At 43.4% G+C, this 11,095-nt stretch carries 9 protein-coding genes and 7 tRNA genes; 2 read left to right on the top strand and 14 right to left on the bottom strand.

What is annotated here, in order from left to right:
• Positions 1-82 precede the first annotated feature (82 nt).
• The gene (locus tag B5F53_RS16440) at positions 83-937 is read right to left on the bottom strand and encodes a tyrosine-type recombinase/integrase (protein ID WP_087225673.1); all 855 of its coding nucleotides are present in this window, start codon (positions 935-937) and stop codon (positions 83-85) included.
• 403 nt (positions 938-1,340) lie between these two features.
• Here B5F53_RS16440 and trhA point away from each other — a divergent pair, with 403 nt between their 5' ends.
• Positions 1,341-2,009 (top strand): PAQR family membrane homeostasis protein TrhA, encoded by a 669-nt coding sequence (gene trhA / locus B5F53_RS16445; protein WP_087225676.1) that lies wholly within the window; start codon positions 1,341-1,343, stop codon positions 2,007-2,009.
• A gap of 98 nt (positions 2,010-2,107) precedes the next feature.
• Here the strand turns inward: trhA and B5F53_RS16450 are convergent, their stop codons facing one another.
• From B5F53_RS16450 to B5F53_RS16475, 6 genes are all read right to left on the bottom strand, one after another.
• A complete protein-coding gene (locus B5F53_RS16450) occupies positions 2,108-2,350 on the bottom strand; it encodes a GIY-YIG nuclease family protein (protein ID WP_087225678.1) in 243 nt (80 codons plus the stop codon).
• Between the two features lie 211 nt (positions 2,351-2,561).
• Entirely contained in the window at positions 2,562-3,974 is a 1,413-nt protein-coding gene (locus tag B5F53_RS16455; RefSeq protein WP_087225681.1) for a glycoside hydrolase family 32 protein, read from the bottom strand.
• 15 nt (positions 3,975-3,989) lie between these two features.
• Complete coding sequence (locus B5F53_RS16460; protein ID WP_087225684.1) at positions 3,990-5,888, bottom strand: sucrose-specific PTS transporter subunit IIBC; 1,899 nt, start codon at positions 5,886-5,888, stop codon at positions 3,990-3,992.
• Between the two features lie 244 nt (positions 5,889-6,132).
• Complete coding sequence (locus B5F53_RS16465; protein WP_087225687.1) at positions 6,133-7,119, bottom strand: LacI family DNA-binding transcriptional regulator; 987 nt, start codon at positions 7,117-7,119, stop codon at positions 6,133-6,135.
• Positions 7,120-7,215: 96 nt separating this feature from the next.
• Positions 7,216-7,989, bottom strand: a complete 774-nt coding sequence (locus tag B5F53_RS16470; RefSeq protein ID WP_087225690.1) for a peptidoglycan DD-metalloendopeptidase family protein — start codon at positions 7,987-7,989, stop codon at positions 7,216-7,218.
• Positions 7,990-8,066: 77 nt separating this feature from the next.
• Entirely contained in the window at positions 8,067-8,906 is an 840-nt protein-coding gene (locus B5F53_RS16475) for a SpoIID/LytB domain-containing protein (protein ID WP_087225693.1), read from the bottom strand.
• A gap of 94 nt (positions 8,907-9,000) precedes the next feature.
• On the opposite strand from B5F53_RS16475, the gene B5F53_RS16480 reads away from it, so the two are divergent.
• On the top strand, positions 9,001-10,188 hold the full coding sequence (locus B5F53_RS16480) for a metallophosphoesterase (RefSeq protein WP_087225696.1): 1,188 nt from the start codon (positions 9,001-9,003) through the stop codon (positions 10,186-10,188).
• Positions 10,189-10,341: 153 nt separating this feature from the next.
• On the opposite strand, the gene B5F53_RS16485 is transcribed toward B5F53_RS16480, so the two are convergent.
• The 7 genes from B5F53_RS16485 to B5F53_RS16515 all read right to left on the bottom strand — a co-directional run bounded on the left by B5F53_RS16485 (position 10,342) and on the right by B5F53_RS16515 (position 10,932).
• Positions 10,342-10,414, bottom strand: a tRNA-Lys gene (locus tag B5F53_RS16485).
• Positions 10,415-10,420: 6 nt separating this feature from the next.
• Positions 10,421-10,493 (bottom strand) — tRNA-Phe (locus B5F53_RS16490).
• Positions 10,494-10,497: 4 nt separating this feature from the next.
• Positions 10,498-10,571, bottom strand: a tRNA-Met gene (locus B5F53_RS16495).
• A 16-nt stretch (positions 10,572-10,587) separates the two neighbouring features.
• Positions 10,588-10,669: transfer RNA gene (locus B5F53_RS16500), tRNA-Tyr, on the bottom strand.
• A 4-nt stretch (positions 10,670-10,673) separates the two neighbouring features.
• A tRNA-Thr gene (locus tag B5F53_RS16505) sits at positions 10,674-10,746 on the bottom strand.
• A gap of 18 nt (positions 10,747-10,764) precedes the next feature.
• A tRNA-Val gene (locus B5F53_RS16510) sits at positions 10,765-10,837 on the bottom strand.
• A 21-nt stretch (positions 10,838-10,858) separates the two neighbouring features.
• Positions 10,859-10,932: transfer RNA gene (locus B5F53_RS16515), tRNA-Asp, on the bottom strand.
• Positions 10,933-11,095 lie beyond the last annotated feature (163 nt).

Consider the following 11,095-nt stretch of genomic DNA (forward strand, 5'->3'; position numbering starts at 1 on the left):
TGTGTTGACAGAGGCCTTGAGAGTCTCTAAAATTAAAAAAAGGTACAACATAACTAATATTATGTTGTTATTCTATTTTGTTTTATAATATTGCTGTCCTTCTGTTTACCCAATTCAGCATTTTCTCACATTCTTCCATGCTTTCCATGGTATAAACACGGGTCACTTCCAGACTTGTATGTCCCAGCAGATTTGCCAGATTTGATAAATTTCCGGTTTCCTTATAAAAATTCCTTGCAAACAGATGTCTCAGATTATGAGGATACATTTTATCCTGCTGAACGCCTGCTTCCCTGGAGAGCGCTTTCATTTCACGCCACAGGTTACTCCTGTCTTTCTTATTTCCGCTCTTGGTACAGAAAACATAACCTTCCTTTATCCGGCACTTACCGATATAAGCAAGAAGTTTACTTCTCAGCCCTTCAGGAAGTAAAATGACCCTGTACTTTCCTTTATTCAGAATCTCGATCCTTCCCCTTTTCACCTGCTCTACGGTGAAATACTGAAGTTCGCTGATCCGGATGCCTGTCTCACAGATGGTCTGCAGAATCATGGTCAGTTGTTCTTTCCCTTTCCTCTGTGCAATATCCAGGATTTTTTTATAATCTTCCTGATTCAGTTCTCTGGATGCACTTCTGAAAAACTCTCTCTGGACTCTTACTCTGCGAATCTTCAACTCCTCTCCATGCAGGCTGACTAAAAACTGATTTACGGCAGTGATCATAGAGTTTACGCTGGATACGGCATAATGTTCCAGCAGCCATTCTTTATAGCGGTTTAAAATCTCCTTAGTAACTACCCGTTCCCCGCCTAAATATCTCAGAAAGGCTTTTACATCCCTCTGATATTTTTCCACGGTCGCCTGCGTGTTCTCCCTCTCTTTCAAAAAGTCCCCGAACTGCTCCATACATTCTGAAGTTAAGTATAATTTCTGCATAAACTGGTGCTCCTTTCCTATAGGTTCCAATTAAAAAGATTCACCTACCATTATGCAGACTCTTAACAAAAATTATACGGTCAGGTTTGTAAACTTTCAGAAATTCCCCCAAATGTTAATGGCCTTTTTATAAATTTTATTTTACTTTAACGTTTGGTTCTTATATTTTAAGTCTTTCCTCCCGCAATATCAAGTACCAGTTATATCATTTTTTAGCCATTTATCCCATTAAAAATTTTTTCGTTAAAATCTGTAGAATTTCTGTCTACTTTTTTGTTAATTTTTTATAAAACCCCTTGATTATTTTCAATATCGTGGTATAGTAATCATAGATTGATAATATAGTATTAAAAACTACTTATAAAAGTTTTCATTTTTATATGCAAGATTGGAGGAGTATAACATGAGAATTCAGTTGAAAGATCCAGGCAGCGCCATCACTCACGGGATCGCTGTTCTGCTGGCGGGGGTCGGAGCAGTCCCCTTAATTGTGAAAGCAGCGCGGGAGGCAGATACCATTCATATTATCGCAATCAGCATCTTCATCCTGACCATGGTGCTGCTTTATACTGCCAGCACCATTTATCATTCCGTGGATTCTTCGGAGAAGGTCAACCGCAGACTCCGCAAGGCGGATCACATGATGATATTTATTATGATTGCCGGAAGTTATACACCCGTATGCCTTATTGTTCTTCATAATAAAATCGGTTATCTTTTATGCGCCGGTGTCTGGACCGTAGCCATAGTGGGAATCTTACTGAAAGGATTCTGGATTAATTGTCCCAAGTGGTTTTCCTCTGTCCTCTACATCGGCATGGGATGGCTCTGTGTACTTGCCTTCTTCCCGATCTTCCATTCCCTTCCCCGGGCGGGATTCGGATGGCTTCTGGCCGGGGGCATTATCTACACCATTGGGGGTATCATTTACGGATTAAAAGTTCCTGTTTTTGATGCAAAACATAAAAATTTCGGTTCCCATGAAATTTTCCATGTATTTGTAATGCTGGGAAGCGTCTGCCACTTTATTCTTATGTACTTCTTTGTAGCCAGCTTTCCCCTTCCCGTATAAAAAGTCCATATACATCTGGTCACATCCATGGCGGAGCGTTTTTCATGTAATAGGAAATCCCGAAACAGTCCCATCATCTGCTGACTGTTTCGGGATTTTTAATCTTCTTTTATTAATTTTTCTTTCTCCTGACGGCTTAACTGTTTAATCTCATATTCCCTTTTCATGGCCTCTTCTCTGGTTTTATATCCCTCATAATAGACCAGTTCCACCGGCCGTTTTCCTCTGGTGTATTTGGCTCCTTTTCCTTCATTATGAGTCTTCATCCTTTTTTCCAGATTGTTTGTCCACCCGGTATAGAAAGTTCCGTCCGCACACCGGACCAGATACGTATAATTCATAATTTCCCTTCCATCTATGTAAAGGAAAACCGCTGTGTCCTCACGGCGATCTTCCTCTCTATCATAAAGCAATCGATTAAAGTATCTTTCCCTTATTGAAACCATAAAGCTCTGTAAAATAAAATTCGACTGCGTATTTTCAATAAGGAGCCGGGGTTTTCCCCTGCCTGCTTTATTATACTCAGATTTCCGGTTTTTGTGAATCCCTTTCTCAGCGGCTCAGTTTATAAAAATCCGCGGACTTCCAGATCCCTTCCAGCTTCAGACTTCGTTTTTCTGTCTGAGGATAGTATCTGGTACTGAACACCATTTCTCCCTGATTGAGATAGATCTCCACACAAGAGGCGTCTGCAGTCAGTCTGACAGAATGAAATTCCTCCAGTCTCGTCTTTCTTATGGTTCTTCCACATCCGCCTGCTCCTGTAAAGATAAGACGGATTTCCCGGGTATTCTCCTCATATTCCAGATGAAGATCCTCATCCAGACAAATCTTAAGATCTCCCCGGGCAGCTTCTGCCTCTACTTCAAAATAATTTCCCTCAAAGGAGTAAACCTCTCCTCCCTTTATCTCCGCCCGGTCTTTTCTCTGTTCCTTCAGCTCCTCCACCGGATACTGATATACTTTCTTCTCTCTGACCGTAATCTCCCTGGGCAGAGTCAGTACATGCTGCCATCCCTGGGCGACCGTAGGATTCTGGTATTCTTCTGTGCTGTCCGGCATGCCCATCCAGCCGATCAGGATCCTTCTTCCTCTGTTATCCTCAAAAGTCTGGGGCGCATAGAAATCAAATCCGTAATCCCATTCTCTAAACTGCTGAAGTTCCCGGCCGTCTTCCTTCTCAACCAGGAAATATCCCGACTGATAAACATTCTGATAACAGTACTCCTGAGGCTCAAGCCCCTGGGGAGATACCGATAAAATCTTCTGCCCGTTCACAGAAAAGAGATCCGGACATTCCCACATATAGCCAAAGGGTTTCTCCGTGGTTAACTCCTTTTCCAGTTCCCAGTGTTCCAAATCCTCCGACTGATAAAAGAGCACAGCACCTTTCCCGTCTTTTCTGCGGCCTCCTAAAATCATGCGGTATTTTCCGTCTTCTTTCCAGACTTTCGGATCCCGCACATGACAGGTATAGTCCTCCGGGTAATCCTGATTTGTCAGCACGACCTTTTTTTCCGAAAAATGAATCCCGTCTCTGCTGGAAACGTGAAGCACACAGGAACCTCTGCCGTTATTGATATAATCATACTCTTTATCTTCAAACTTTACATTTCCTGTGTAAAACAGATGCATGATTCCATCTTCAGTCCAGGCTGATCCGGAGTAAACTCCATGGCAGTCATACGGGGTATCGGCCAGAAGAGGGGCTCCCTGGTATTCCCAGTTTATCAGATCCTCTCCTGTCATATGTCCCCAGATCTTCAGTCCTCCGTTGACGTCAAAAGGGGAATACTGGAAAAACACATGATATTTCCCCTGAAACCAGCAAAGCCCATTGGGATCGTTCAGCCAGCCCGCAGGCGGCATAATATGAAACAGAGGGCGGCAGGGGATTTCTTTTCCCCTGCTCTCCTCTTCTATTCTCAATACTTCTGCCTGTATGATCTTCCCTAACTGATTCATTTCTTTCTCCTTATTTTATCCTACCTGAATAAGTTTCTCTAAGAATTCTGTCTGTCCGGCGTCTTTTTTCTCTATTTTCTCATATTGATCTGCATTTGTCACCAATACCGGAGTTGTTACATCATAGCCGGCTGCTTTTATCTGCTCCATATCAAAGGTAAGAAGTACCTGTCCTGCTTCCACAGAATCTCCTTCTGCTACATGGGCGGTATAGTATTTTCCTCCCAGCTCCACAGTGTTCAGGCCCACATGAATCAGAAGCTCTACTCCGTCCTCGCTGGTAATTCCCACAGCATGTTTGGTATCAAATAAAGTTTCTATCTTTCCTTTTACCGGAGATACTACTTTGCCTTCTGAAGGCTCAATACCTACGCCCTGACCCAGAATGCCTGCTGCAAAGGTTTCATCCTTTACCTCTTCCAGAGGAATCACATTCCCTTTCAGAGGACTGTAAACGGTATTCTTCTCTGCCTGGAAAGCAGGATCCTGTACCGTAACTTCTTCCACTACTTCCTCTTTCTTCGCTTCCTTTTTCTCATCCTTAAATCCGAAAAGCCAGGTCAGTACAAAAGCTGCGCCGACAGAAACCACCATCATGAAAAGATAATTCAGCGGGCTGTTCAGACATAACAGGATTCCGAAAATACCGGTAACACCTGTTCCTGTAGCTCCCAGAGAAGTCACCGATGCAACCAGCGCTCCGCAGGCGCCTCCGATAGAAGCCATAATAAAGGGTTTTCCGAACCGGAGATTCACACCGAAGATTGCAGGTTCTGTAATTCCCATAAATGCGCTGAGCGCAGAAGGAAGAGCCATAGATTTCAGTTTTTTATTCTTTGTCTTTAATGCCACTGCCAAAGCAGCGCCGCCCTGTCCCAGATTGGCTGCGGATGCCAGCGGAAGCCAGAAGGTCATTCCGTATTTGGCAATCTGTCCCAAATCAATAATGGTATACATATGGTGAACGCCTGCCACAACAGTGCTGGCATATAAACCGCCCATAATGAAACTTCCGATTCCCAGAGGAATGGCAATCAGCATCTGTACACCGTCTAAGATTCCGTTTTCAATGGTTACAAATACCGGTCCGATAATAGACAGGGTCAAATATCCTGTGACAAAAACACTGACCAGAGGAGTTACAAATAAATCGAACATTGCAGGTACGATTTTATGCAGTCTTTTCTCAATCTGTGCCAGAATCCACACGGCGATTACCACCGGAATAACGTGTCCCTGATAACCTACCATGTTAATCTTATAAAGGCCGAACCATACGCTCTGGGTTGCCTGTACGCCTTCTGTTGCTACCGTCCAGGCATTCTGCAGATTCGGATGAATCATAATCATACCGATGACAGCTCCCAGAAACGGATTGGCTCCGAATACCTTCGCTGCACTGAAAGCGATCAGAATCGGCAGGAACGTATAGGCTGTGTTGCTGAAGATATTGGCAAATACATATACCGAACTGTTAGTATCAATATTTAAAAATCCGTTGGAAACCATGAAGTTCAGGGATTCCATAATACCCATTAAGAAACCGCTGGCAACGATGGCCGGAATAATCGGCACAAAAATGTCCCCCAGCGTCTTAATTAACCTCTGAAAGGGATTGGCTTTGGAAGCCGCTGCCTTCTTCAGTTCTTCTTTCGACGTTTCCGATACGCCTGCCTCTTTAATGAATTCATCGTAAACCTTGTTTACCACTCCGGTGCCGAAAATAATCTGCATCTGTCCCTGGGCAAAGAAAACGCCTTTTACACCGTCAATGTTCTCTACGGCCTCTTTGTCCGCCTTATTGTTGTCACCGATAACCAGACGCAGCCTGGTTGCGCAGTGAGCTGCGGAAATTAAATTTTCTTTTCCGCCAATGTGTTTCAGTACTTCTTGTGCTGATTTCCTGTAATCCATCCCATAACCACCCTTTCTCTTTTTCCCTTATTTTACGTTACTTTTCATATATAATATCTTTAATATTTTTATTATATATGGTATCGTTCTCATATTTGACTTTATTATATTCCCCCTTTTCCATTTTGTAAATAGATCGTATCCACCAAACTTGCCCCCTCTTTTTTGTATAAAATAGCAGAAAAAAACTGCTGCGGGATTGATAAGCTCCCTTAACAGCAGTTTCTGATTCCTAAATTCAGTTCTATTCATTCTTCGTAGTATCTCTGAGAATGATTTCATATCCCATTTTTATTTCCTTCCTTATCGCTTCTTCCGATTCCAGAAGTCCCACCAGCATCGATGCAGCCTCTTTTCCGCTGGTCTTATAATAATAGTGAACCGTAGTCAGTTTCGGTACCACAATCTGTCCCATGGGTATGTCTCCGGTTCCTGTCACCTGTATTTCCCCGGGGACCTTTCTGCCCTGCTCCCGCAGATAGATTAAGGCGCCAATAGCCAGATTATCCGTAGCGCAGAACAGGGCGTCAACCTCGGGAAATTCTTCCAGAAGTTCTTTCGCCTTTTCATACCCGGACTTAAGCTGAAAGGTTGCCTCTTTCATATACCGGGGATCCGGGGAGCGCTTTTCTTCTTTAAAGGCGTCTTCAAATCCTTTCTTTCTGCTGTAACCTGCTGCCTTATCCTTTAAAGTCACTCCGATATAGCCCACATTTTTACTCTGTTTCAATAAGATTTTCGTCAGGTCTTTCGCCGCATGGTAATCGTCCTGATATACACAGGAATATCCTTCCAGATACTGTCCCAGAATCACGATGGGCACTTTCAGTTCTTTTAAAAGCTGAAGATGCTTCTTTACAAAAATCGTGGCGATAAAAATAATCCCATCCACCTGATTATCTTTAAACAGGGATAAATATTTTAATTCTTCCTGAATACTGTTATCCGTATTTGCCAGAATTATCTGGTAGCCCTTTTTGTTCAGAACCTCGCTGACGCCGGCGGCCATACGGCTGATGGTCTCAGAATTTATTTTCGGCAGAATAATACCGATCAGTTTCGTCTTCTTTGTCCGCAGTGTCTGCGCCTGAGAAGAAGGCTGATACCCGGTCTGCTCTATGACCGCCCGTATCTTCTCCCTTTTTTCTGTGCTTACATATCCATCATTTAAATATCTGGAAACAGTGGCTCTGGAAACCCCTGCAAGCTGTGCGATTTCGTTAATATTCATTCTCTCACCTCTTGCCCTGCTGATATTCTCTGTACCAAATTGTATCATGGATACTTGCAAAATTCAATTCCCGGCAAGAAGTGAGAGGAAAAAGCTTTACGGAAGATAAACGATGGGATCTACCGGTTCTCCGTCTTTTTTCAGAGCGAAATAGAGGTTGCTGCCCTCTTTTTCATAATACTTTGTAGGTTCTGCCACGCATCCCACAGGAGAACCTGCAATGACGGTTTCTCCTTCTGCTACCGTAACATCCTGAAGCTGTCCGTAAACAGCCTGATACCCATTACCAAGTTCCATAATCACAGTTGTTCCGATAACCGGATCGTCATAGACAGAATATACAGATCCGTCGGCTGCCGCAGAAACCTGTGTTCCCGGGTCAGCCTGCAAAATCAGGGCCGGATTAATCCGATACTGATCCAAAGTCTGGAAATACGTAGTTTTATCCGGACTGTAGTCCATTAAAATACTCCCGTTTACCGGCCATTCCATCAGGGAATCCTCTGTAAAGTTTAATTCTGCCTGCTGTGATGATGTATCGATTTCTGTATTGGCGGATTCCTCTGCCTCTACATTATCTACAGATGTACTGGTTGTTTCGTCAGCTTCTGTTTCCTGCTCTTTTGTCTGGCTTTCAGTTTCTTCTCTGTCTGTTGTCTCCTCTGTTGTCTGACTGTCTTCCATATTCACAGAATTGTTATCCTCTTCTTCTGAAAAAAAGGAGGTTTCTCTCTCCTCGTTCTCCGTGATTTCCTGTGGAACAGCCTCATCTTTCGTTCCTGCCTGGTATACGGTAATACCAAGAGCCAATACAGCGACTAACAGCCCACTGTTTACGATAATTCTGATGGTTCTCTGTTTTTTTGTCATATTCTTTTCACCTCTGCTTGTTATCTGTTGCTATAGGTATATGGTTGCCAGAATATGAGACTCTATTCATTATTTTCTTAAAATCTTCCTTTATTTACAACTGTTTTTCGCTCCAGTTCAAACTGGGGAAAATATGTACTTAAAATTTCTTTATAACTGTCTCCTTCTTCTGCCAGAAAATCCGCTCCGAACTGAGACATCCCAAAACCATGCCCTTCTCCTCTGCACAGGAAACGAATCTTCTCCCCCACCTCCTGAATGGAAAAATTACTGGATGCAAGCCCCATTTCTTTCGCAAAAGCTTCTCCCGATATACCTTCCCCGTCAATAAATACCGTCATAACATATCCCTGGGAATCCTTCTCCCCGATTTCCAGCTTATCCGGAAGCCGGGATTTCTCCACATAAACAGAGGTCAGATACTGATACGATTCCTTATCCTGCCGGCTGTCCACCGACTCCAGGTAAGAATATTCCTCTCCCAGAACCTCTGAGCCGCTTCTGGTTATCCCTGCGCTGACCTTATGATAAGGAACCTGATAAAACTCTCCATCCTTCGTCAGCACCAGTTCCTCCGTGGCCTCTGCAGCATCGGTAAATTTCGGATAATCTTTTAAAAACTGAAACCAGATCAAATCACTGTGTTTCTGGAAACTTTCCTTTAAGACAGTCAGCATATCCTTCGTCTGCATCTGAAAATAAAAATTTGTTCTCGTAATCACCGCCTGAGCCTTCATAGTTTCTGCATCACATTCCCCCGGTATCTGCCGGGATACCAGAAACGGCAAAAACTCCTCCGGATCCGCATTTTTACTCTTCAAACAACTTTGAGGGCCGTTAATAAAAATAGTAACTAAATAGGGAACAATAAGAAGAAGAAAAAGAAAAGAAAAAACCATAGAAAGACGCTCTTTCATAAAAACCGCCTTATAACATCCTTCCTATACTATATGTAAAAAGCTTCCCATTTTTCCTTAAATAAATTATAATTTACTCAAGGAGGAAATTTTTATGATTGCAATACTTCTTTCTCCCATTTATATACTAACCAATTTTTATATCGGCTGGCGAATCTTTCAGTGGATGAATGCCTGCCATCACATATTCCAAAATCCTTTTCTAAGGATTTTACTATTATTCCTTTACTTAATCATTGCAACGGCTCCGCTCACTGGCTTTCTTATAAAGAAGCCCCGTCTGCTGCATCGTATCCTGAAAAACATTGGAAACTATTTTCTGGGCATTTTCTGTTATCTTCTTGTTACTCTGGTTTTTCTGGATCTGGCCAGACTTGTTCTGATTTTTGGTATTCATCTGAAGTTTTTAGATAACCGGATGGTATTTATACTAACCGGAGCCTTTGCCGCCTTTTTTATAATAACCATCAGCGCTTATGGGATTTATCAGTCGAAACGACTGCAGATTACTTCTTACCAGATTACTGTAACCGGTAAGCCCCATACAAAAGATTCACTGAAAATTGTTCTTCTGGCGGATCTCCATCTGGGCTATAATTCCGGAACTATACACGCAATGAAAATCGTACAGGCCATTAACCGCCTTCACCCGGATCTCATCTGTATTGCCGGTGATATATTTGATAACGAATATGAGGCTCTGGATTCTCCGGGAAATTTGATTACCGTTTTTCAAAGCCTGAAAGCCCCCTGTGGCATTTATGCCTGTTGGGGTAATCACGACATTGAGGAGCCAATTTTAGCAGGATTCACCTTCTCCAATAGAAAAAATATCACTGCCGATCCGCGTATGGAAGAATTTCTGCAGAAATCCCGTATCCGGTTACTGGAAGACCAGAAAACTTACCTGGGAGATTCTTTTTGTCTGATAGGGCGAAAGGATGAAGAGCGTACAAAGAAATTAAAGGAAAAACGATTGTCTCCTGAGGAATTACTATCTGAGACAGATAAAAAAATGTTCCTTATCTTAATGGATCATCAGCCAAAGGATTTACAGACCTTATCTACCTGTGGAATCGATCTGCATCTTTCAGGTCATACCCACGACGGACAGATGTTTCCTGTTAATCTAATTACCCGTTTATCCTGGAAAAATTCTTACGGCCATTTAGAAATCGGTAACATGCACAGCATCGTCACCTCAGGAGCCGGCGTATGGGGACCTGGAATCCGCGTGGGAACCAGAAGTGAGATTTGTTCCATAACGGTTCATTTTAATTAGTATAATAAAAACAAAGTGGGCAGCCCACTTCAATTCCTCGTTCCCTCACTCTTGAGGGGCTCGCCAGATGCAGGCTGCCGCAGGCAGTCAAATTCCATCGGATTTCCTATTACATAAAAAAACGGTATGGCAGTTAGCCATACCGTTTTTTCATGAAGCATCGGGGATTCGAACCCCGGACAACTTGATTAAAAGTCAAGTGCTCTACCAACTGAGCTAATGCTCCAAAAAATGCCCAGAGCCGGAATCGAACCAGCGACACGAGGATTTTCAGTCCTCTGCTCTACCAACTGAGCTATCTGGGCAAAATAGCGGGGACAGGATTTGAACCTATGACCTTCGGGTTATGAGCCCGACGAGCTTCCAGACTGCTCCACCCCGCGATATTAATATTTTAAATGGATGGAGAAGGATTCGAACCTTCGAAGGCGTTGCCAACAGATTTACAGTCTGCCCCCTTTGGCCACTCGGGAATCCATCCATGAAGCCGATGATCGGACTCGAACCGATAACCTGCTGATTACAAATCAGCTGCTCTGCCAATTGAGCCACATCGGCACGGGTGCCGTATCAAAATGGGACCTATAGGGCTCGAACCTATGACCCTCTGCTTGTAAGGCAGATGCTCTCCCAGCTGAGCTAAGATCCCGCTATATAAATTAGAAATAAACGACCCAGATGAGACTCGAACTCACGACCTCCGCCGTGACAGGGCGGCGCTCTAACCAACTGAGCCACTGGGCCATTTCAGGTAACTATTGTACCTTCAAAACCACATACATGCTGCAACAAATCCACTCTTCTTTTGCATAAGGCCTCTCCCTTATGCTTCCAGGTCAAGCCCTCGACCGATTAGTAACAGTCAGCTCCATGCATTGCTGCACTTCCACCTCTGTCCTATCTACCT

The sequence above is a fragment of the Blautia sp. An249 genome, assembly GCF_002159835.1.
Taxonomy (GTDB): domain Bacteria; phylum Bacillota; class Clostridia; order Lachnospirales; family Lachnospiraceae; genus Blautia_A; species Blautia_A avistercoris.

What these genes read in the sequence shown, in the direction of transcription:
- B5F53_RS16440 (WP_087225673.1), bottom strand. Translation starts at nt 937, where the DNA reads ATGCAGAAATTATACTTAACTTCAGAATGTATGGAGCAGTTCGGGGAC.
- trhA (WP_087225676.1), top strand. Translation starts at nt 1,341, where the DNA reads ATGAGAATTCAGTTGAAAGATCCAGGCAGCGCCATCACTCACGGGATC.
- B5F53_RS16450 (WP_087225678.1), bottom strand. Translation starts at nt 2,350, where the DNA reads ATGAATTATACGTATCTGGTCCGGTGTGCGGACGGAACTTTCTATACC.
- B5F53_RS16455 (WP_087225681.1), bottom strand. Translation starts at nt 3,974, where the DNA reads ATGAATCAGTTAGGGAAGATCATACAGGCAGAAGTATTGAGAATAGAA.
- B5F53_RS16460 (WP_087225684.1), bottom strand. Translation starts at nt 5,888, where the DNA reads ATGGATTACAGGAAATCAGCACAAGAAGTACTGAAACACATTGGCGGA.
- B5F53_RS16465 (WP_087225687.1), bottom strand. Translation starts at nt 7,119, where the DNA reads ATGAATATTAACGAAATCGCACAGCTTGCAGGGGTTTCCAGAGCCACT.
- B5F53_RS16470 (WP_087225690.1), bottom strand. Translation starts at nt 7,989, where the DNA reads ATGACAAAAAAACAGAGAACCATCAGAATTATCGTAAACAGTGGGCTG.
- B5F53_RS16475 (WP_087225693.1), bottom strand. Translation starts at nt 8,906, where the DNA reads ATGAAAGAGCGTCTTTCTATGGTTTTTTCTTTTCTTTTTCTTCTTCTT.
- B5F53_RS16480 (WP_087225696.1), top strand. Translation starts at nt 9,001, where the DNA reads ATGATTGCAATACTTCTTTCTCCCATTTATATACTAACCAATTTTTAT.